Source organism: Bacillus licheniformis DSM 13 = ATCC 14580 (assembly GCF_000011645.1).
Lineage (GTDB): Bacteria > Bacillota > Bacilli > Bacillales > Bacillaceae > Bacillus > Bacillus licheniformis.
The window spans coordinates 251,571-272,912 of record NC_006270.3; the positions used below are offsets into that span (position 1 = coordinate 251,571).

The 21,342-nt window shown below is 46.3% G+C and carries 18 protein-coding genes and 2 pseudogenes; 17 read left to right on the plus strand and 3 right to left on the minus strand.

Annotated features, from left to right (window positions below; all coding sequences use genetic code 11):
- Nucleotides 1-30: 30 nt before the first annotated feature.
- The 3 genes from TRNA_RS22885 to TRNA_RS44230 are packed head-to-tail and all read right to left on the minus strand — an operon-like array spanning nucleotide 31 to nucleotide 2,401.
- Entirely contained in the window at nucleotides 31-1,830 is a 1,800-nt protein-coding gene (locus TRNA_RS22885) for a BlaR1 family beta-lactam sensor/signal transducer (RefSeq protein WP_011197511.1), read from the minus strand.
- A gap of 1 nt (nucleotide 1,831) precedes the next feature.
- Nucleotides 1,832-2,218 (minus strand): BlaI/MecI/CopY family transcriptional regulator, encoded by a 387-nt coding sequence (locus TRNA_RS22890; protein WP_003178582.1) that lies wholly within the window; start codon nucleotides 2,216-2,218, stop codon nucleotides 1,832-1,834.
- Between the two features lie 60 nt (nucleotides 2,219-2,278).
- Nucleotides 2,279-2,401 (minus strand): hypothetical protein, encoded by a 123-nt coding sequence (locus TRNA_RS44230; protein ID WP_016886224.1) that lies wholly within the window; start codon nucleotides 2,399-2,401, stop codon nucleotides 2,279-2,281.
- A 239-nt stretch (nucleotides 2,402-2,640) separates the two neighbouring features.
- Between TRNA_RS44230 and blaP the strand changes: the two genes are divergently transcribed.
- The 17 genes and pseudogenes from blaP (at nucleotide 2,641) to TRNA_RS22975 (ending at nucleotide 21,293) form a co-directional block, all read left to right on the plus strand.
- Nucleotides 2,641-3,564 (plus strand): class A beta-lactamase BlaP, encoded by a 924-nt coding sequence (blaP, locus tag TRNA_RS22895; protein ID WP_003178584.1) that lies wholly within the window; start codon nucleotides 2,641-2,643, stop codon nucleotides 3,562-3,564.
- Nucleotides 3,565-3,908: 344 nt separating this feature from the next.
- Nucleotides 3,909-5,660, plus strand: coding sequence for an alkaline phosphatase D family protein (locus tag TRNA_RS22900; protein ID WP_003178586.1), 1,752 nt, complete (start codon nucleotides 3,909-3,911; stop codon nucleotides 5,658-5,660).
- A gap of 21 nt (nucleotides 5,661-5,681) precedes the next feature.
- Nucleotides 5,682-5,894, plus strand: coding sequence for a twin-arginine translocase TatA/TatE family subunit (locus TRNA_RS22905; protein ID WP_003178588.1), 213 nt, complete (start codon nucleotides 5,682-5,684; stop codon nucleotides 5,892-5,894).
- Nucleotides 5,895-5,964: 70 nt separating this feature from the next.
- Nucleotides 5,965-6,699, plus strand: coding sequence for a twin-arginine translocase subunit TatC (gene tatC / locus TRNA_RS22910; RefSeq protein ID WP_003178590.1), 735 nt, complete (start codon nucleotides 5,965-5,967; stop codon nucleotides 6,697-6,699).
- 195 nt (nucleotides 6,700-6,894) lie between these two features.
- Nucleotides 6,895-7,821, plus strand: a complete 927-nt coding sequence (gene kdgD / locus TRNA_RS22915) for a 5-dehydro-4-deoxyglucarate dehydratase (RefSeq protein WP_011197512.1) — start codon at nucleotides 6,895-6,897, stop codon at nucleotides 7,819-7,821.
- A 21-nt stretch (nucleotides 7,822-7,842) separates the two neighbouring features.
- Nucleotides 7,843-9,309, plus strand: a complete 1,467-nt coding sequence (gene gucD, locus TRNA_RS22920) for an alpha-ketoglutaric semialdehyde dehydrogenase GucD (RefSeq protein WP_003178596.1) — start codon at nucleotides 7,843-7,845, stop codon at nucleotides 9,307-9,309.
- A 40-nt stretch (nucleotides 9,310-9,349) separates the two neighbouring features.
- The gene (locus TRNA_RS22925) at nucleotides 9,350-10,726 is read left to right on the plus strand and encodes an MFS transporter (RefSeq protein WP_009330286.1); all 1,377 of its coding nucleotides are present in this window, start codon (nucleotides 9,350-9,352) and stop codon (nucleotides 10,724-10,726) included.
- Nucleotides 10,727-10,763: 37 nt separating this feature from the next.
- Complete coding sequence (gene gudD, locus TRNA_RS22930) at nucleotides 10,764-12,131, plus strand: glucarate dehydratase (protein WP_003178600.1); 1,368 nt, start codon at nucleotides 10,764-10,766, stop codon at nucleotides 12,129-12,131.
- Between the two features lie 106 nt (nucleotides 12,132-12,237).
- Complete coding sequence (locus TRNA_RS22935; protein ID WP_154495802.1) at nucleotides 12,238-12,939, plus strand: FadR/GntR family transcriptional regulator; 702 nt, start codon at nucleotides 12,238-12,240, stop codon at nucleotides 12,937-12,939.
- An 88-nt stretch (nucleotides 12,940-13,027) separates the two neighbouring features.
- On the plus strand, nucleotides 13,028-14,554 hold the full coding sequence (gene garD, locus TRNA_RS22940) for a galactarate dehydratase (RefSeq protein ID WP_003178604.1): 1,527 nt from the start codon (nucleotides 13,028-13,030) through the stop codon (nucleotides 14,552-14,554).
- Nucleotides 14,555-14,728: 174 nt separating this feature from the next.
- Nucleotides 14,729-15,410: pseudogene (locus tag TRNA_RS22945) on the plus strand (response regulator transcription factor).
- Nucleotide 15,411: 1 nt separating this feature from the next.
- Nucleotides 15,412-16,347 (plus strand): HAMP domain-containing histidine kinase, encoded by a 936-nt coding sequence (locus TRNA_RS22950; RefSeq protein WP_003178607.1) that lies wholly within the window; start codon nucleotides 15,412-15,414, stop codon nucleotides 16,345-16,347.
- 94 nt (nucleotides 16,348-16,441) lie between these two features.
- Nucleotides 16,442-17,365, plus strand: coding sequence for an ABC transporter ATP-binding protein (locus tag TRNA_RS22955; protein WP_009330282.1), 924 nt, complete (start codon nucleotides 16,442-16,444; stop codon nucleotides 17,363-17,365).
- 14 nt (nucleotides 17,366-17,379) lie between these two features.
- Entirely contained in the window at nucleotides 17,380-18,063 is a 684-nt protein-coding gene (locus tag TRNA_RS22960) for an ABC transporter permease (RefSeq protein ID WP_009330281.1), read from the plus strand.
- Nucleotides 18,064-18,078: 15 nt separating this feature from the next.
- Nucleotides 18,079-18,776, plus strand: a pseudogene (locus tag TRNA_RS22965) (ABC transporter permease).
- Nucleotides 18,777-18,871: 95 nt separating this feature from the next.
- Nucleotides 18,872-19,951 carry a DUF3900 domain-containing protein gene (locus tag TRNA_RS22970; RefSeq protein ID WP_003178613.1) on the plus strand — a complete coding sequence of 360 codons (1,080 nt, stop codon included), beginning with the start codon at nucleotides 18,872-18,874 and terminating at the stop codon, nucleotides 19,949-19,951.
- Between the two features lie 157 nt (nucleotides 19,952-20,108).
- On the plus strand, nucleotides 20,109-21,293 hold the full coding sequence (locus TRNA_RS22975) for a DUF4885 domain-containing protein (RefSeq protein ID WP_009330280.1): 1,185 nt from the start codon (nucleotides 20,109-20,111) through the stop codon (nucleotides 21,291-21,293).
- The last annotated feature ends 49 nt before the right edge of the window (nucleotides 21,294-21,342 follow it).

Below are 21,342 nucleotides of genomic sequence, written 5' to 3' on the forward strand. Positions count from 1 at the left end.
TTCATGTTCATAGGATAAAATGCAAAACTGTTATCGGGAAGCGGATGGATAAATCCCTTTTTTATCCAAGATGGAAAGTGCAATCTCGGCAGCAGTGCTTCCGGCAGCCCGTTTTTCACCTTGAATATGAACAGCAAAGAAAAAAGTATTTTCGGCAGTTTCTACATATCCGACAAACCAGCCGGCATGAAGTTCTCCGTTGATAACTGAAGTCCCGGTTTTACCGGATAGAATTCTGCCATTTGATTCTTCTAAACGTATCGAATCTTTCACAGTTTGAATATTAGACTGTTTAAAATCAAATTCGTTATCATAAAACTTTTTTAACATATTAACCTGTTCAAGAGGGGAAATTTGAAGAGAGCCATCCAGCCAATAATTCGCCGGACCTGAGAAATCCTCATTTCCATAATGGATAGATTTGAGATAGCGACGCAAATGATCCTCTCCAATTTGCCGGTCCAGTTTTTGAAAATACCATGTTGCGGAGCTGCTCATCGCAGAGAATAAATCCTGGTCTTGATTCCATTCTTTATACGGATATTGAGTTCCGTCCCACGTCATTTGAGAATTGTTCTTCGTGATGATCCCGGATTCCAGTGCGAGCAATGCGCTGAACACCTTGTATGTAGAAGCAGGTGCGAATCTGGCGGTGCTTTCTTTCCTATTGTATATTGTATACTTTTTCCTGTTAGAATCAAACAGGACAAAACCTCCTGAGAAGCCATCAAAAAAGGTGCTGTCATCTTCGTATTCTACATTTGCACCAGATAAAAAGTGCGTATCTCTTTGCATAGTCAATATAGATACAGAAGGAGTGCCGGCTAGAATGATCCCAAGAACAAGGGCGAACACTAAGGCGCTTTTCACCTTTAGCAAAGGTGATGCCGCCTTGAAGTTGACAACTGTGACAATCCGCCTTTTGATATGTTTGTATGAGCTGCTGAATTCAGAAGCGGCTACCAAAGATGACGTTCTTTGCTTAAGTGAAGTGAATTTTAAAATCACCTCGCCATATTTGAGATGCAATTTTTTATCAAGCGTTTTTAATACGGCAAAGTCGCAAGAAATCTCCATCTCTGTTTTTGCTTCCTTTGATAAATACCACACGAGAGGATTAAACCAATAGACGATTTTGGACAGGCAAAGAAAATAGTTGATGAGCATATCTTTTCGTTTACAATGGTACAGTTCATGAAGCAAAACACATTTCATCTCGTCGGCAGAAAACATTGAAATATCCTTTGGCAAGATAATATATGGACGGACAACCCCAAATGTTATGGGGGATTTTATCAATGGGGAACAGCCTAAAATCACTTTTTGATGAAAGCGTATTTCCTCTTTACATGTACGAAAAAGGGTTAATAGCTCTTTGTTGTTAACCATTTGCAGGCTCTTTTTTATTTTGCCGATTTTTCGATTGCTATAAAGAGTAGCGATAAGCATAACAGCAATGCCCAATATCCAGACTGCGAAAAAGGCTGAATCTATCATTTTGAAGGACGATTGTTCAATCGACATCGAAAAATCCTGCACCCAGTTTGCATGTTGGCCAATTGCTTCCGCCGTCTTATCTGTGGAACGGGTGTGAGATAGCGTTGAGCTAGCTCCTCCTAAATTCAGAATCCAGTCAAAATGATTGCTTTTTAGATAATGAAAGGGGAGAAAAGGAGCGATCAATGCCAAAAGAGAAATCACGCTAAGATGATAGTGGGTGCCTACAGTGATTTGAGCCTTCAGCAGTTTTTTTATGAGTATGATGAGAGAAAAAAACAGAGACAATAGAATTTGACTAACCAAAAAGGGAATAAAGAAAGAACTGCTCATTTCATTCCTTCTTTCTGTTCTTATGTTCTTCTAGTATTTGATACAACTCATTAATTTCTTCACCTGACAGCTGATCATTCTCCAAAAAGTTTAATACCATCGAATTAAGAGTGCCATTGTAAAACCGGTTTAAAAAACTGTGACTTTTCACTTCTATATAATCATTTTCGTCTATATTTGGCGTATAAACGAAAACCCGGCCTTCTTTATGGTGGTTTAATGCTCCTTTTTTAATGAGGCGCAGCAGCATGGTTTGGATGGTTTTAGGGCTCCATGTACTGGTTTTGGACAACTCTTTAATCACCTCATTGGTATTGATCGAAGAATGCTTCCAGATGACTTTCATCACTTCTAATTCCGCATCAGAGATTTGAGGTATTTTTTTCATTTCCATCATCCTATACTTACAAATGTAATACTTTCATTATAGGTTTGCCATGTTAAGAAGTCAATTTAACTGGAGTGACATAAAATGTTTTTTTCCTTTTTTTATTCCATCACTCGAAGATGATGCCCCCAGCCATTCATTTGTCACCGGTTTAAACGAGGTCATCATTCTGTCGGCATTCATGGCCATTCCCCTCATGACCTTTTCGTTTTTTATTCCTTCCAAAAAAACGGTTGCATTTAAAACTTACGTATGTAATACTTCAAAAGACTACACTTGTAAGATTTGATGTTTGAGTTGGCCGTCCGTGTTTTCAGGTGCAAGGGGTTTTCACGAATGTTGCCAGCCTTAGTTGAAATGCCTCTTGATTAGCACAGCTAGTCACGATCAATCAAATATTCATACGGAGGGAGACGATTTTGATGAAATTATGGTTCAGTACTTTAAAACTGAAAAAAGTTGCAGCTGTGTTGCTTTTCTCTTGCGTCGCACTTGCAGGATGCGGCAGCAATCACTCGAATGCCTCACATTCTGCCGAGAAAGATGAAAAGACGGAGATGAAAGATGATTTTGCAAAACTCGAGGAGCAATTTGATGCAAAACTCGGGATCTTTGCATTAGATACTGGTACAAACCGAACGGTAACGTATCGGCCGGATGAGCGCTTCGCTTTTGCATCGACGATTAAGGCTTTAACCGTAGGCGTGCTTTTACAACAGAAATCAATAGAAGATCTGAACCAGAGAATAACATATACACGTGATGATCTTGTAAACTACAACCCGATTACGGAAAAGCATGTTGATACGGGAATGACGCTTAAAGAGCTTGCGGATGCTTCGCTTCGATATAGTGACAATACGGCACAGAACCTCATTCTTAAACAAATTGGCGGACCTGAAAGTTTGAAAAAGGAACTGAGGAAGATTGGTGATGAGGTTACAAATCCTGAACGATTCGAACCGGAGTTAAATGAAGTGAATCCGGGAGAAACTCAGGATACCAGTACAGCAAGAGCACTTGCGACAAGCCTTCAAGCTTTTGCTCTTGAAGATAAACTTCCAAGTGAAAAACGCGAGCTTTTAATCGATTGGATGAAACGAAATACCACCGGGGACGCCTTAATCCGCGCCGGTGTGCCGGAAGGCTGGGAAGTGGCTGATAAAACTGGAGCGGGATCATATGGAACCCGGAACGACATTGCCATCATTTGGCCGCCAAAAGGAGATCCTGTAGTTCTCGCAGTATTATCCAGCCGGGATAAAAAGGATGCCAAGTATGATGATAAGCTTATTGCAGAGGCAACAAAAGTGGTAGTGAAAGCCTTAAACATGGAAAGCAAATAAAAAAACATTGCAATACATTTTGTTAAAACATCGTCTTACATAAAGTCACTTGGTGATCAAGCTCATATCATTGTCTGGCAATGGTGTGGGCTTTTTTGTTTTCTCTCTTTAAAGATAATGTGAAGAAAAACGGGAGAATCGGTCTGCGGGAAACGACCGGGTTTTTGTCGAAATCATAGGCGATTGGATTGATTTGCGACAAAATTCGACATATATACTGGCGGAGTGACTTGATCGACCATGTATCGCGTTTCTTCTCCTATTTGCAATACTTTACAGAACGTTAATAAATTCTGCCTATAATAGAACCCGATCAATCATTTGTATAGAGAGGGGTAATACGAATGACACATGAAGGACCGCTGGAGGAATGGATGAAAAAACTGAGCGAGGAAAGCCTCAAGGACAATACGTTTGACCGCCGCCGCTTTATTCAAGGGGCCGGCAAAATAGCCGGGCTTTCGCTCGGACTTGCGATCGCGCAATCGATGGGGGCAATGGAAGTCAATGCAGCACCGAGGTTCTCCGAATATCCGTTTACACTTGGCGTTGCATCGGGAGATCCGCTTTCTGACAGCGTCGTATTGTGGACAAGGCTGGCGCCCGATCCGCTAAACGGGGGCGGGATGCCAAATGAAGCTGTATCCGTGAAATGGGAGCTCGCAGAAGACGAACGCTTCCGCCGTGTCGTCAAACGGGGAACCGAAAAAGCAACACCTCACCTTGCACATTCGGTACATGCCGAGGTATCCGGGCTGAAACCGAATCATGTATACTATTACCGCTTTAAATGCGGCAACCAGCTGAGTCCTGTCGGCAAGACAAAGACGCTTCCGGCGCCCGGGGCAGATGTTGCTAAATTCACATTCGCTTTTGCTTCATGCCAGCAGTACGAACACGGCTATTATACCGCCTATCAGCATATGGCAAAGGAAAAGCTCGATCTTGTTTTTCATCTCGGCGACTATATTTATGAGTACGGTCCGAATGAATATGTTTCGAAAACAGGAAATGTCAGAACACACAGCGGTCCTGAAATCATGTCACTGCTCGATTACCGAAACCGTCATGCCCAATACCGTTCAGATGCAAACCTGAAAGCTGCGCATGCCGCCTTCCCGTGGGTTGTCACATGGGACGACCATGAAGTGGAGAACAACTATGCGAATGTCATCCCGGAAAAAGGCCAGTCAGTTGAAGCGTTTATTAAACGGCGCGCCGCCGCATACCAAGCTTATTACGAGCATATGCCGCTCCGCCGCCAATCCTTGCCGAACGGTCCTGATATGCAATTGTACCGGAATTTTTCCTACGGCAATTTAGCTGACATTAGCGTGCTGGATACCCGTCAGTATCGCGATGACCAGGCTAACGGCGATGGCAATAAGCCGCCTTCTGATGAATCGAATGATCCGAAGCGGACGCTGCTTGGAGCGGAGCAGGAGGCTTGGCTGTTTGACAATCTGAGTCGCTCCGAGGCGCACTGGAACATTATCGCACAGCAGATTTTCTTTGCGCAGTGGAACTTTGGGACAAGCGCGGCGCCGATTTACAGCATGGATTCGTGGGACGGATATCCCGCTCAGCGCAAGCGGGTGATCGACTTCATCAAATCTCAAAAACTGAACAACATCGTCGTCCTTACCGGTGATGTGCATGCCAGCTGGGCAAATAATCTGCTCGTTGATTTTGACAATCCGAAATCGGACATCTTTGGCGTGGAGTTCGTCGGGACGTCGATTACATCGGGAGGAAACGGCGCTGATAAAAGAGCGGATACGGATAAGATTTTATCGAACAATCCTCATATAAAGTTTTTCAATGATTACCGCGGCTATGTGCGCTGTACGGTCACCCCGGAAGAATGGCGGACAGATTACCGCGTCGTCCCGTATGTGACAGAGCCGGGTGCGGCGGTTTCGACAAGAGCTTCCTATGTTTATCATAAAGACTACACAGGGCTGAAACGGACCGCTTCCAACATTGTGCCTGGAGGCGTGAAGAAGTCAAACGAAGTAGAAGAAGACCGTTTCCTCGCACATACAAGGGCCCATCAGAAGCAAGTGAAGCAAAAGGAGAAAAAAGTAACCCAGTAATCAATGAAAGGATGACAGCAAATGCTTTCAAATATCGGTATTCCTGGTCTCATCTTGGTTCTGGTAATTGCGCTGATCATTTTCGGGCCTTCAAAGCTCCCGGAAATCGGCCGGGCTTTTGGAAAAACGCTGACCGAATTCAAAAGCGCGACAAAGTCTTTAGTCTCTGCCGATGACAATGAGATCGGACAGGGGTCTGATGCGAAGAAGCAAAGCGATCCATCGGCACGATGATCAATAGAGCGGGCGGGTGAACCCGTCTGTTCTTTTTTCTGTTTAACATGCGAAGGGGAGGAAGGCGAAGGTGAAAAAAAGGGAAACACATTTGATTGCCCATCTTGAAGAGCTGCGCCAGCGAATCATTAAAACGCTTCTTACGTTTATTCTGTTTCTCATCACCGGCTTCTTGTTTGTTCAGGACATCTATGACTGGCTGATCAGAGACCTTGATGAAAAGCTTGCTGTACTGGGGCCGGGGGATATTCTTTGGGTTTATATGATGATTGCGGGGGTGCTGGCGATCGCAGCCACCATACCGGTGGCTGCTTTTCAGACATGGCGGTTTGTGGCGCCTGCGCTGACCGACCACGAACGGAGGACGGCATTATTTTATATTCCGGGGCTGTTCATTTTTTTTATTTTGGGGATTGTATTCGGTTATTTTGTACTCTTTCCGCTCGTTCTTCAGTTTTTGATCGGCCTGTCCGCCGGCCATTTTCAAACGATGTTTACGGCGGAGCATTATTTTCGCTTTATGATGAACCTCACACTGCCATTCGGGTTTTTGTTTGAAATGCCCCTCATCGTGATGTTTTTAACGAGCCTCGGGATTTTAAATCCGGCCAAGCTCAGTAAAATGAGAAAAATTTCTTATTTTGCGCTGATTGTCGTATCGGTTGTGATCACGCCGCCCGATTTCATCTCAGATGTGCTGGTGATCGTCCCGCTCCTTGTATTATACGAATTGAGCATCTCTTTATCGGCATTTATCTACCGGAAAAAAACCGCCGCACAACAAGGGGCTGAGGCCCAAGGCTGAAGACGGACTGTGTCTTCAGTCTCTTTTTTTTTTGCCTGAAATGAAAAAATCAGAAAATAATGATATTGACAATTTGTTTATTTGTCTTACAATTAAACAAAAAGATGAATGGAGGGATTTACTAAAACAGAGACATCGTATTTCAACAGAATGACAACGCTTTCTCAGAAAATGAACGACAGGGGGATGACGGAGATGAGTCAATTACGGAAGGCGCCGGAAGGCATATTGGGTTTTCCGGTGGCGCCCTTCAACAGGGAAGGAAAACTGGAGGAAGAAGCACTTTACGAAAACATCCGCTTTTTATTGGATGAAGGGCTTGAGGCGGTTTTTATCGCTTGCGGCTCAGGAGAGTTTCAATCTCTCAGCACAAAGGAATATGAGCAAATGGTCGAAATCGCCGTTTCGGCTGCGGACGGGAAGGTGCCTGTTTACACAGGAGTGGGCGGCAACTTAAGCACCGCTTTGGAATGGGCGCGGATTTCCGAGGAAAAAGGGGCCGACGGCTATCTGATTCTCCCGCCGTACTTGATACACGGAGAGCAGGAAGGCCTCTATCAATACACGAAAACAATCATTGAAAGCACGGATTTAAACGCAATCATTTATCAGCGAGACAATGCGGTTTTGACGCTTGAACAGATTCAGCGGCTGACCGATCTCGAGCAGCTTGTCGGACTTAAAGACGGCATAGGGGATATGGCGTTGAATATCAGTTTGTCATATACGATAGGTGACAGGCTGGGCTGGCTCAACGGAATGCCGATGGCTGAAGTCACGATGCCGGCCTATGCTCCGATTGGCTTTACATCATATTCTTCGGCGATATCCAATTATATTCCCCATATTTCCAGAATGTTTTACGAGGCATTATTAAACGGCAATGACCGGCTTGTCAAAGAGATTTATGAGCAAGTCATCATACCGATCAACGAGATCCGCAAACTTCGGAAAGGCTATGCCGTGTCCTTGATCAAAGCCGGCATGGAAATCATGGGGCTTCATGTGAAAAACACGGCGAGACCGCCGATCGTTCCGGTGGAAAAAGAACATTGCCGGCAGCTCGAAAACATTCTGAAAAACGCGATGGCGCGTTATCCGAAAACGACCGCTGCCCTATAAACAAAAAGGAGGAACTTGAAGATGTCTGTTGCAGCTGAAAGTAAAACGTATTTCAACTTTATCAACGGCCGCTGGGTGAAGGCTGAATCGGGCGGGATGGAACAGAGCTTGAATCCGGCAGATACACGGGATATCGTCGGGCTTGTGCAAAAATCTTCGATTGAGGATGTAGACCGGGCAGTTGAAGCGGCCAAGCAGGCCAAAAAGGCGTGGAGAAAGCTGTCGGGCGCGGAGCGCGGTCAATTCCTTTACAAGGCCGCTGACATCATGGAACAGCGCCTCGATGAAATTGCCGAATGTGCGACGCGTGAAATGGGCAAAACACTGCCTGAAGCAAAAGGCGAAACAGCGCGGGGAATCGCGATTCTCAGATACTATGCCGGAGAGGGGCTGCGGAAAACAGGTGATGTGATTCCGTCGACCGATTCATCCGCTTTTATGTACACAGACAGGGTGCCGCTCGGCGTCGTCGGCGTCATCTCACCGTGGAATTTCCCTGTTGCCATCCCGATTTGGAAAATGGCGCCTGCTCTTATTTATGGAAATACGGTTGTCATTAAGCCGGCTACGGAAACCGCAGTCACCTGCCTTAAGGTTATATCGTGCTTTGAAGAAGCAGGGATTCCCTCAGGCGTGGTCAATGCGGTGACAGGACCGGGATCATCGGCCGGCCAAAGGCTTGCCGAGCACCCGGATGTGAACGGAATTACGTTCACAGGATCGAATCAAACAGGAAAAATCATCGGCCGGACGGCGTTTGAAAGAGGGGCGAAGTACCAGCTTGAGATGGGCGGCAAAAACCCGGTGATCGTAGCGGATGACGCCGACCTTGATATTGCGGTTGAAGCGGTCATCAGCGGAGCGTTCAGGTCGACAGGCCAAAAGTGTACAGCGACAAGCCGCGTCATCGTCTTAAATGGTGTTTATGACCGTTTTAAAGAAAAGCTGCTTCAACAGACAAAAGAGATTACAATCGGCGACAGCTTAAAAGAAGATGTCTGGATGGGGCCGATTGCGAACAAACAGCAGCTTGACAACTGCCTGTCCTATATTGCAAAAGGAAAGCAAGAAGGCGCGGACCTCATTTTCGGCGGTGAGAGGCTGGCAGATGGAAAATACGAAAACGGCTATTATATCAGGCCGGCCATTTTTGACAACGTCACTTCCGGCATGACGATTGCCCAAGAAGAAATTTTCGGCCCGGTCATCGCTTTAATCAAGGCGGATACACTTGAGGAAGCGTTGGAGACGGCAAATGACGTCAAATTTGGCCTGAGCGCCTCCATTTTTACGCAAAACATTAGGCGGATGCTGTCATTCACAGATGAAATCGAAGCGGGGCTCATTCGCGTCAACGCCGAAAGCGCCGGTGTCGAACTGCAGGCGCCATTCGGAGGCGTTAAACAATCGAGCTCGCATTCACGGGAACAGGGGGAGGCAGCCAAAGAATTTTTTACAGCCGTGAAAACCGTATTTGTCAAACCGTAAGTCAGTCGTTTCGGTACAAATGAATAAAGGAGAAGATGCTATGAAAAAAAATCGTGCAGCCTCCCCCGATACCGCGGGGAAAAGAAGTTCTGTCCGCTGGTTTGTCGTGTCTATGCTGTTTCTCGTCACATCCATTAATTATGCCGACCGTGCGACACTTTCGATCGTCGGCGATTCTGTGCAGCATGAGCTTGGGCTGAGTTCGGTGGCGATGGGGTATGTCTTTTCCGCATTTGGCTGGGCGTATGTTGTCGGCCAAATCCCCGGAGGCTGGCTGCTCGACCGTTTTGGGTCGAAAATCGTCATCGCCGCCAGCATCTTCTTTTGGTCATTGTTTACCCTTTTGCAGGGTGCGCTTGGCTTTTTCGCCGCGGGAACGGCCGTAATCCTTTTATTTGCGCTCAGATTTCTCGTCGGTCTGTCAGAAGCCCCGTCCTTCCCCGGCAACGGCCGGGTGGTGGCTTCCTGGTTTCCAAGTTCTGAACGCGGAACAGCTTCGGCGATCTTCAACTCGGCGCAGTACTTCGCACTCGTCATTTTTTCACCGCTGATGGGGTGGCTCGCCCACTCTTTCAGCTGGCATACGGTTTTTGTCATTATGGGTGCACTGGGGATCGCGATGTCGTTCATTTGGCTGAAAACGATTTACGAACCGAAAAAACACCCGAGAATAAACGCCGCCGAACTGGCGTACATCGAAGAAGGCGGCGCGCTTGTCTCGATGGATGAGGGAAAGAACGCGGAAAAAAAAGAAAAGGAGTCGCAATGGCCTTATATTAAGCAGCTTTTAAGAAGCCGGATGCTGCTCGGGGTGTATATCGCTCAATACTGCATCACAACGCTGACCTATTTCTTTCTGACATGGTTTCCGGTCTATCTTGTTCAGGCGCGCGGCATGTCGATCCTTGAAGCGGGTTTTGTCGCATCGCTTCCTGCAATCTGCGGATTTTTAGGAGGATTGCTGGGCGGGTTCGTGTCAGACTTCCTTTTGAAAAAGGGCTGCTCCATAACGGTTGCCAGAAAAACGCCGATCATCCTCGGCATGCTGATGTCCTGCTCAATGATCATATGCAACTATGCAGATTCGTCCTGGCTGGTCGTTTCCATCATGTCGCTTGCCTTTTTCGGAAAAGGATTCGGCGCGCTGGGCTGGGCGGTTGTGTCAGATACCTCGCCAAAGGAGTGTGCCGGCTTGAGCGGCGGCATCTTCAACACCTTTGGAAACATTGCGTCCATCACGACGCCCATCATCATCGGATATATCGTGAATGCGACAGGCTCATTTAACGGAGCGCTTGTGTTTGTCGGAGCCAACGCGATTGCCGCGGTATTAAGCTATTTGTTTCTCGTCGGGCCGATCAAGCGCATCGAACTGCAGAAAGAGAAAGACCCTGCGGACACCACTTTATCCATGTGAAATGTAAGCGCTTTAATAAGAGGGAGGCTAAATCGATATGAATACAAACATCCATCAGCATGTAAAAGAGGAGAAAGCATCGCAAACACCGTCTATTGCCGACATGCGGGTTATACCCGTGGCAGGGCGGGACAGCATGCTTTTGAATTTGAGCGGAGCTCACGGCCCCTTTTTCACACGGAATATCGTGATTTTAAAGGATTCATCAGGCGCTCTCGGCGTCGGCGAAGTGCCGGGCGGCGAGCGGATCCGCCAGACGCTGGAGCAGGCGAAGCCGCTCGTCATCGATCAGCCGCTCGGCGCTGTTCAATCGATTTTGCAGTCCGTCAGGCGCCGGTTTAAAGACAGGGATGCCGGAGGACGCGGGGTGCAGACCTTTGACCAGCGGACGACGATACACGCTGTGACCGCATTGGAAGCAGCTTTGCTCGATTTGCTCGGAAAATTTCTCGGCGTCCCTGTGGCGGCGCTCTTGGGGGAAGGCCAGCAGCGGGATAAAGTGAAGATGCTCGGCTATTTGTTTTACATCGGGGACCGAAAGCGCACGACGCTTCCCTATATCAGTGAACAAGAGGCAAATGACGACTGGTTCCATCTCCGCCGTGAAGAAGCGTTGACTCCCGAGGCGATCGTCCGTCTTGCGGAGGCAGCCCGAGAACGATACGGATTTCACGATTTTAAATTAAAAGGCGGCGTCCTTTCCGGAGAAGAAGAAATCGAGGCGGCATCCGCTTTAGCGAAGCGGTTTCCTAAGGCGAGAATCACCCTTGACCCGAATGGGGCGTGGTCATTGGAGGAAGCGATTGCGCTTTGTAAGGGAAAGCGGGATGTACTTGCCTACGCGGAAGACCCTTGCGGAGCGGAAGCCGGATACTCAGGCCGGGAAATCATGGCCGAATTCCGCCGTGCGACAGGCATTCCGACAGCGACGAATATGATTGCGACAGACTGGCGGCAAATGGGGCATGCGATACAGCTGCACGCCGTTGATATACCGCTGGCAGATCCGCATTTTTGGACGATGCAGGGATCCGTCCGCGTTGCTCAAATGTGCCATGAATGGGGGCTGATATGGGGCTCTCACTCCAATAACCATTTTGACGTCTCACTGGCCATGTTCACCCACGTTGCCGCAGCAGCTCCGGGCGATATCACGGCGATTGATACGCATTGGATATGGCAGGATGGACAGCGTCTCACAAAACAGCCTTTTTCAATTGCTGACGGATATGTCCAAGTTCCTGATCAGCCTGGGCTCGGCATTGAAATCGACATGGAACGGGTGGAAAAAGCAAATGAACTATATGAGAAAATGACAGCAGGCGAGCGCAATGATGCCGCTGCCATGCAGTTTTTGATTGAAAATTGGCGTTTCGACCCTAAACGTCCTTGTCTTGTTCGATAATTGCGGAAACAGCGGTTTGAGAGGCCCCTAGCCGACATTGTCATACGCGATATTTTGTCTTACAATATGAACAACTGAAAGGGGGCCCACAGTCGTGGAAGAAGATATGGAAACATTGCAGGTCGAATCAGTCAATCGCAAGACTTTGGCAAAACAGGTTGTTGAACGAATCGTCCATTTATTATCAAGCGGCCAGTTGAAACCGGGGGACAAACTGCCGACGGAGATTGAGCTCATGGAAAAGCTGAATGTCAGCAGACCCGTTCTCCGCGAAGCTTTAATATCGCTCGAAACGCTCGGAATTATCAAAAGAAAAACCCGGGACGGCACATATTTTAATGATAAAATCGGCATTCAGCCGTTTTCTGTCATGCTGGCTTTGGCAGTCGATAATTTGCCGGCCATTATTGAAGCGAGGATGGCGCTGGAGCTCGGGCTTGTCACGATCGCCGCAGAAAAGATCAATGACAGTCAGCTCGAAAGGCTTCAGGAAACGATCGATATTATAGCAAACAGCACGGATAATCATTATGGAGAAGCGGATAAGGAATTTCACCGGATTATCGCTTTGAGCGCGAACAACCCGGTGCTTGAAGGGATGATTCAATCGCTCTTGATCACACACGCCAAAATCGACAGCCAGATTCCATATAGGGAAAGGGACCGGACTGTCGAATATCATACGAATATTTTGAAAGCCCTTCAACAAAGGGACCCATATCAAGCCTATCACCATATGTATGAGCATTTAAAATTTGTACGTGACAAAATACTGAATGGTCTTCGTGATGAAAAAAACAATCATTAAGTTGTTTGACAGCGCTTTCTAACATGTGCCGCGGCGGGAGAAGGGCCGCGGAAAGGCGCTGATCGAAAAGGGGAGTTGATCAATCCTTATGCTTGTCAATCAAACTGAAACCCCGTTGTACATTAAGGTGAACGAAAAAGACAATGCCGCAATCATCGCCAATGCCGGCGGACTGCCGCAAGGGACGGTGTTTCCTTGCGGGCTTAAGCTGCAAGAGCGGATTCCTCAAGGGCATAAAGTGGCTTTAACAGACATCACACAGGGCGGTGCCGTTATTCGCTACGGCGAAATTATCGGCTATGCCGTCAAACCGATCGAAAAAGGCGGGTGGATTTCCGAGTCGCATATCATGCTTCCGGAAGCTCCGCCGCTCGATGAACTGCCCATCGCCAACAAAGTTCCAAAACCCGCTCCCCTTCTTGAGGGGTATACATTTGAAGGATACCGGAATGAAGACGGGAGCGTCGGCACGAGAAACGTGCTTGGCATTATGACAAGCGTTCAATGCGTCGCAGGCGTTCTCGATTACGCAGTGAAACGAATTAAAGAGGAACTGCTCCCAAAATATCCGAACGTTGACGGTGTCGCTGCATTAAATCATCAGTACGGCTGCGGCGTGGCGATTAATGCGCCGGAAGCCAAAATCCCGATCCGAACGATTCAAAATATCGCCAGGCACCCTAATTTCGGCGGTGAAGCGATGGTGATCGGACTCGGCTGCGAGAAGCTCCTTCCGACGAAGATAGAGCCGGAAGGAGACGCTGAAAACATTCTTTCACTGCAGGAACGGCAAGGGTTTCAGCAAATGATACAATCGATTATGGAAATGGCCGAAGAGCGCTTAAAAAGGCTGAATGAACGGAAGCGGATGACATGTCCCGCTTCAGACCTGGTGATCGGCCTACAGTGCGGAGGCAGCGACGCCTTTTCAGGAGTGACCGCAAACCCTGCGTCCGGATATGCGGCCGACTTACTTGTCCGGGCAGGGGCCACGGTTTTATTTTCGGAAGTCACCGAAGTCCGCGATGCCGTTCATCTCCTAACACCGCGCGCTGTCAATGAAGAAGTCGGCCGCGCCCTGATTCGGGAAATGGCTTGGTATGACCGCTATCTGGAAAGAGGCGAATCAGACCGAAGCGCCAATCCGTCGCCGGGAAACAAAAAAGGCGGACTGGCAAACGTGGTCGAGAAATCGCTCGGGTCGATCGCGAAGTCGGGAAGCAGCCCGATCAGTGCCGTACTTGCGCCCGGTGAAAGGGCTGTACAGAAAGGACTCATTTTTGCGGCGACACCTGCAAGCGATTTTGTATGCGGCACCCTGCAATTGGCTTCTGGCATGCATTTGCAGGTATTTACAACCGGAAGGGGAACGCCGTACGGCCTTGAAATGGCTCCGGTTTTGAAAGTGGCGACCCGGCAGTCATTATCAGAAGATTGGCACGACTTGATCGACGTCAATGCCGGAAGGATCGCTACAGGCGAAGCTTCAATAGAGGAAGTCGGCTGGGAAATCTTCCGGACGATACTTGACGTCGCAAGCGGAAGGAAAACATGGGCGGAACATTGGGGACTCTCCAATGACTTGTGTTTATTCAACCCAGCGCCTGTGACTTGATCCGTGCTAGTGGGAAAGTAGATTGGTATCGGCCAAAAGATCCGGAGATACAATAGGTTTCAACTAGAAATATGGATAATTTTTGTAAAAAACACACGTTTTTCAATTACAATGAGTGTAATTGCACGTGTGTTTTTATGTTGAAAAGGATGGGTGAACAAGATGCAGCACATATTGCTTATTGAAGATGATCATTCGATCAGTGAAATGGTCGATCATTATTTAACAAAAGAAGGATTTGAGGTCGTGCTTGGCTTTTGACGGAGAAGAGGGCGTTCGCTTGTTTCAGCAAGGCAATTATGATGCGATTCTGCTCGACATCATGCTTCCTAAGCTGAATGGAATGGATTTTCTGAAAATGATCCGTGAACAGAGCAAAGTTCCGGTTTTAATGATTTCCGCAAAAGACGGGGATGTCGATAAAGCGCTGGGGCTGGGCTTTGGTGCGGATGATTATATTGCCAAGCCGTTTTCGATGATCGAACTGACCGCAAGAATAAAAGCCGCCATTCGGCGGGCAACGCAATATTCCGTCAGTGAACCGGCAAATCAAAAAATATTACGTGTTCACGAGCTTACGGTTGATATAGAAAATGTATCCGTACAAAAAAATGGTGAACCGCTTCAGCTGACATCGACGGAATGGAAAATGCTGACTTTGTTTGTGACAAACCCTAAAAAAGTGTTTACAAAAGAACAAATCTATCGTTCGGTTTGGAATGATGATTATTTTGGCGATCAAAATATTATTAACGTTCATATGAGGCGCTTGAGAGAAAAGATAGAGGATGATCCTTCCTCCCCGCAATATATTAAAACGCTTTGGGGCATCGGCTATAAATTAGCAGAGTTTTAGGATGACAATGTTATGGATTGGCATTCTGATAATTTTGGCGTCTCTCAATATCGTTCAATATAAAATGAAAAGACAACGGGATCGAAACTTGAAGTACATCACGGAAAAGCTCAGTGTGATGCTAAATGAGCATGAGGCTGATCAAATTTTATTAGGAACGGCTGATAAAGTACTGCGGGCTCTGCTCGTGCAAATTAACCTGTTTGTTGAGGAGCATCAGCACATAACAGCCCGTTTTGCAAAAACGGAGCAGTCAATGAAACGAATGCTGACCAATATGTCCCATGATCTGAAAACTCCGCTGACCGTCGTGCTCGGGTATATCGAGGCGATCCAAAATGATTCAGACATGGCGGAAGAGGAGCGTGAAAGACTGCTGGAGAAGCTTTATCAAAAAACAGGCGAAATCATTCAGCTGATGAATTCTTTCTTTGACTTGGCCAAGCTGGAATCGGAAGATAAGCAAATACTGCTCACTAAAATACATATCAACGAAATATGCAGAAAAAACATTCTCCAACACTATGATGCCGTTCAGGCAAAAGGTTTTAAAGCTGTCATCGACATCCCGGATACCCCGGTTTATGCACATGGAAATGAAGAAGCGCTTGACCGGATTTTGCAAAACCTTTTATCAAATGCGATTCAATATGGTGCAGACGGAAAGCTGATCGGATTGTCCCTTACATATGATGAGACGTGGATTGTCATTACGGTATGGGACCGTGGGAAAGGAATTAGTGAGTACGATCAGCAGCGGGTGTTTGAAAGACTGTATACCCTTGAGGAATCGAGAAATAAAGCGTTCCAGGGAAGCGGGCTCGGTTTAACAATTACAAAAAGGCTCATTGAGAAAATGGGAGGGAACATCTCTCTCCAAAGCAAGCCGCATGAACGGACAGTGTTTTCCATTACGTTAAAACGAATGACCTATTAGCAAACGTAAGAATTTCTTAAGAAACAAGAAATAAAAAAGACAGCGTCCATCGCTACAATAGACACATAGCAGAGACAGGAAAGGAGAAACAGAGTTGACTTACATCGTACAAACAAGCGGGCTTACCAAGACATTCAAAGGTCAAGAAGTTGTTTCAAATGTAAGCATGCATATACGAAAGGGAGAAATATACGGTTTTCTCGGCCCGAACGGAGCCGGAAAAACGACCATCATGAAGATGCTGACGAGCCTCGTGAAACCGACAAGCGGCGAAATCAATATCCTTGGGCATAAGCTGACAAATCGATCATACGAGATTCTCGGGAAAATAGGCAGCATGATCGAATACCCGATTTTTTATGAAAATCTGACAGCCAAAGAAAATTTAAATCTGCATTGTGAGTATATGGGATATCACAATAAAGCCAAGATTCAGGAAGTGCTGGACATGGTGAATTTAAAAAATATCGACAGCAAACCTGTCAAAACATTTTCCCTCGGTATGAAGCAGCGTCTTGGAATCGCGCGGGCCATTCTCACCAAACCCTACTTGCTCATCTTGGATGAGCCGATTAATGGCCTTGATCCCATCGGAATTAAAGAAATCAGAAACTTATTTCAAGTATTGAGCAAAGAGTATGGCATGACATTGCTCATCTCAAGCCACATCTTGAACGAAGTAGAGCAAATTGCAGATACAATCGGAGTGATTCGGGACGGCAGGCTTGTTGAAGAAGTATCGATGGAAAGCGTAAGGGGACGGAACACAGAGTACATTGAACTCGTGACGCCGAACCAATTGCATGCTTGCTTTGTGCTTGAACATGAGCTGCAGATTGCTAATTTTAAAATACTAAATGATAAAACGATCCGAATTTATGATGCCGAAGCTTCTCAAACAGCCATTTCTAAAGCTCTGATTTTGAATGATGTAGAAATTGAATCCATGAATAAAAAGCATACTTCGCTTGAGGACTACTTCCTCAGCTTAATCAACGGCAATGCGGTCAACGCATAAGGAGGCGGAGAAATTTGCTGAATTTGATGAGAATTGAAATGAAAAAGCTGAAGCTGGGATGGTATATACGCGGAGCCGTCTTTGCCAATTTCATCATTTTTGGTTTTCTGTGGATGGTGACCTGCACAGAAGGCAAGGAGACGTTCCAAACGATTGATGAAACTTTTCTATTGATCGGCACTTTTGTTAGAGCCGTTTTTATCGTATTCGGCGCTGTGCTGATCTCAAAATTAGTGATTTCAGAGTTTAAAAACAAGACAATACTGGTGATGTTCACGTATCCGATCAATCGAAAGAAACTGCTGGCTGCTAAACTGCTGATCGCAGGCGGGCTGACCTTCGTTACGATATTGATATCAAACGCATGCGTTGCAGTTGGTTTTTTTCTGCTGAACTCAATCTATGGGATCATCCCCGGCGAATTAACAGCTTCTATCGCGTCTCAGCAGGCTCTGAAAATGATCGTTTTTGCTTTTGGCGCCGCAGGAACGAGTTTAGTACCCATCTTTTTTGGAATGAGAAAGTACTCCACTGCGGCAACGATCATCTCATCTGTTGTAATCATCATGCCGATCAGTTCCACAGGCCCTGGCTTTTCTATTTCTTCAATTGTGTATATACCTTTATCTCTTGCCGCAGTCGGTCTGTTTTTTTCCTTTTTGGCTGTAAGGCGTATTGAAAAAATAGATGTTTTTTAACGGAGTTGAAGTTCAATGCTGAATTTAATTAAATTGGAGTTTAAAAAAACAAAATTAGGGTGGTATTACAAAGGTGCAGTAATTGCAAATCTATGTATTCTCGGTTTATTGTGCCTGATCGGATCAGAGGAAAAAACCTCCCTCAAGCAAAAATGTCGATGGCTGATGCCGCATCCATGCTGCTAGTTATAGGAATTTTCGTGAGGTCTGTGTTTATTGTCTTTGCCGGCGTGCTGATTGCCAAACTGGTCATCGGAGAGTATAAAAACAGAACCATCACGGTCATGTTTACATATCCAGTCAGCAGAAAAAAACTAATGGCAGCAAAACTGCTGCTTACTGGCGGATTGACCTTTTTGACAATGATCGTGTCCGAACTGATTCTTGCATTTATTTTCTCGCAGCTCAATGATGTCTATCAATTCAGCCCGGAAAAATTGACGATGCATGACGTAGGGAATGAGATTGGCAGTATGCTCATTTATGCTGCTTCCTCTACAGGACTGAGTTTTATTCCATTATACTTTGGGATGCGCAAACAATCAGTTCCTGCCACCATTGTGACATCCTGTATCTTGACCACGTTGATCGGTCAGCAAAGCGATGAATTTCCACTTGCTTCCATCATTTACATTCCGATTTCATTGGCTCTAGTCGGAATTGCCATTGCGTTTTGGTCGATACGAAAAATTGACCAGGAAGACGTATTATAAGATCTCCGTATATCTTGAAGGTGCAAATTGACGGAATACCGGCATTTACCTATACTTGAAGAACTGAAACAACAAGGAAAACGGGTGAACATGTCATGGAATTTGAAATTCGCTACATCTCCTTTTACGTCATCCAGGTCGACGGCAAGGATGAGCAGGCCAACAAGCAATATAAACATTTTCAGACGCTGGATACAGAGGAATTTGAAAACAGCGAGCTGAAGGATTTCTTAGACGGGGAATTGAAAAAAATCGTCAAGCGGAAAGCCGAACGCCATCCGAAATCGGAGCAGGTGCCGACGAAAATCGGCCGCTTCATCACAGAGCCGGGGCATGAGCTTGATTCTAATCCGAACTACAATCTGTTTCACAAAACAAAACTGGCGGAGACAAAGGAAGAATTCAATGAACTGAGCGAACAGTTCGTCCGCACATACCTCGACACGAGCGCCGTCAGGGGAGGCGTGTTTTTAGTGGCGACAGCCGTACCGCGCAAATACTTCGATGATACATTTGTCTTTGTCATGAAGTGCGACTTTGAACCGAAGGTCGCTACGATCGCCGATGAATCGTCGCTGATTCGCAAGGTCGAAATGGCGATTACGACGAAAAACATGAAATCGATTCAGTACCCGCACATGCCTGAAGAGGGCATGACAGAGGAAAGCGAAGTGAAAATCCACCAGGCCTCGCACGCCCGCTACTTTGAAGACTTCTTAAAATTCGTCGAGTACGGCGAGTCGATGCCGGAAATCATGAAGTCACAAGTGATGAACATGGTGCAGGAGCACGTGTACGAAGCATTTGAAGACAAAAGCGAAGAACTCCAGCAGTTTGAACACGACCTCGAAATCTGGGAAGCGAGCGAAAAGCGGGAGATTCAGGAACGTCTTGACACCCACCAAGTCATCGAAGCCTCAGCCCAAATCGTTGAGCACATGCCTGAGGCAGAGCTGAAAATGAAGCTGGGAGAAACCGAGATTAAAGGATTGCTGGCCGAGTTCGGAGACTCGATCCACCTCGCCAAAGTAAACGGCCGCTATGTGGCGCTCATTGAAGCCGAAACGATTTCGTTTGAAAAGGGCAGCTCTCCGGTCGAGTTTTATAAACCTGAGGGTCTGCATGAGGTGATTGAGCGGATACGGAATAAAATTGACAGGGAAGATGAGAAATAAGAAAAGGCATCCGTTTTTTTGGGATGCCTTTTGATTTTTCATCCAGATAGATGAGACTGCTAAATAGGTTTTCATGTAAATTACTGTTTAATAAGGTTAATATAAACATAATCAAGCCGATATAGGGAGTATAGAAAGAATTGAGGGGAGGTGCCCAATGCGTCTCAATAGTCAATACATCCGTACACAGCTGATGGTCCAGAATATATTGAAAAGAAATGCGGCTGATACAACTTTAAAAAATGTCTCTTCCGATATCACTGCCGTTGCGAAGAAGGCCAGCAGTCAAGCAGGGAGAGCATCGAAAGAAAGTTTGAGTAAGCTGAACTACTCAAAGGACAGTATTGTGAATCATGCCGGAGCTTTCAGGCGGGCATACGAAGCAGCAAATGATCGAACTGTCACAGATACAGGGAAAGAAACGAAGATTAATGCCCAAAACCCCTATGTGTCAGAAAGTGACATCAGGAAAAAAATCTTAGATGAAAAATACAGCAAAATAAATGCAATGAACAAAACGAAACCCGACCCTTTAGGCTACATTAAGGATAAATACAAAAACCCCAATTCCCCTTATTTCAGAAATGACTTGTCGGCAGCAGAAAGACAGGCTGCATATGACAATGAAACTGAGTGGCTGTTCAAAGGAAAGGCGCAAAGCTATAATATGCAGGATGCCGCGTTTCGAAATGTGACTTTTAATGGGGAAGTAGAGACGGAGAATGAGAAAGTATATCAGCGCAGCCAAGTCAACAAACAGCTTCAAGCGCTGCTGGATCAATATCATATTGCCATTCCAGCGGATGCGGCGCTCACCTTTACGATTACACCGATTGATTATCAAGTAAAGGTAAGCGGAACAGATGATGAGCAACTCATCCATCAAATTGAACAAATATTGCAATCAGGAGAAAACAGCAAACAGTTATTTCTGCATATCATGAAAAGCTTGAGCAGCGATTCGGCACAATATTCCAAAGAAGCGCACCAAAAATATCAGACGGTTCGCGAGATATATGAGGTGACAGGGTATCACCTGAAAGATTTGGAAGTGGTTGATGGCCGATATGTAACACCTTCCGGCCGTGATTTATTAGAAGTGTATAAAGAAGAGCTGGAGAAGGATCCCGTCCTCAAGAAAACGGCTCATCTCGCAATCGCTCATTATGGAGCAGAGCTGAACAGGCTTGCGGAAGCCGAATATGATTCTGTTCCGGATTTCATCTTGTCTATTGACTACAGCAACGGGTCATTGCGGGATACAGGGCAAAAGAAGAGCTATGGAACCGGGGATACGGCTTGGCTAAGAGAATTAAAGCGCCGAACGGGTGTGAATGATTAGTTTTAAAAGCCAGGAACGAGTTTCCTTTATCAGGGTGATTTTCTTAATA

Bases quoted from the DNA above. Each gene is read 5' to 3' on its own strand.
- TRNA_RS22975 (WP_009330280.1), top strand. From the start codon at position 20,109: ATGCGTCTCAATAGTCAATACATCCGTACACAGCTGATGGTCCAGAAT.
- TRNA_RS22950 (WP_003178607.1), top strand. From the start codon at position 15,412: ATGACAATGTTATGGATTGGCATTCTGATAATTTTGGCGTCTCTCAAT.
- TRNA_RS22970 (WP_003178613.1), top strand. From the start codon at position 18,872: ATGGAATTTGAAATTCGCTACATCTCCTTTTACGTCATCCAGGTCGAC.
- blaP (WP_003178584.1), top strand. From the start codon at position 2,641: ATGAAATTATGGTTCAGTACTTTAAAACTGAAAAAAGTTGCAGCTGTG.
- gudD (WP_003178600.1), top strand. From the start codon at position 10,764: ATGAATACAAACATCCATCAGCATGTAAAAGAGGAGAAAGCATCGCAA.
- TRNA_RS22900 (WP_003178586.1), top strand. From the start codon at position 3,909: ATGACACATGAAGGACCGCTGGAGGAATGGATGAAAAAACTGAGCGAG.
- TRNA_RS22935 (WP_154495802.1), top strand. From the start codon at position 12,238: ATGGAAACATTGCAGGTCGAATCAGTCAATCGCAAGACTTTGGCAAAA.
- TRNA_RS22885 (WP_011197511.1), bottom strand. From the start codon at position 1,830: ATGAGCAGTTCTTTCTTTATTCCCTTTTTGGTTAGTCAAATTCTATTG.
- TRNA_RS22905 (WP_003178588.1), top strand. From the start codon at position 5,682: ATGCTTTCAAATATCGGTATTCCTGGTCTCATCTTGGTTCTGGTAATT.
- TRNA_RS22925 (WP_009330286.1), top strand. From the start codon at position 9,350: ATGAAAAAAAATCGTGCAGCCTCCCCCGATACCGCGGGGAAAAGAAGT.
- TRNA_RS44230 (WP_016886224.1), bottom strand. From the start codon at position 2,401: ATGAATGCCGACAGAATGATGACCTCGTTTAAACCGGTGACAAATGAA.
- TRNA_RS22890 (WP_003178582.1), bottom strand. From the start codon at position 2,218: ATGAAAAAAATACCTCAAATCTCTGATGCGGAATTAGAAGTGATGAAA.
- gucD (WP_003178596.1), top strand. From the start codon at position 7,843: ATGTCTGTTGCAGCTGAAAGTAAAACGTATTTCAACTTTATCAACGGC.
- garD (WP_003178604.1), top strand. From the start codon at position 13,028: ATGCTTGTCAATCAAACTGAAACCCCGTTGTACATTAAGGTGAACGAA.
- kdgD (WP_011197512.1), top strand. From the start codon at position 6,895: ATGAGTCAATTACGGAAGGCGCCGGAAGGCATATTGGGTTTTCCGGTG.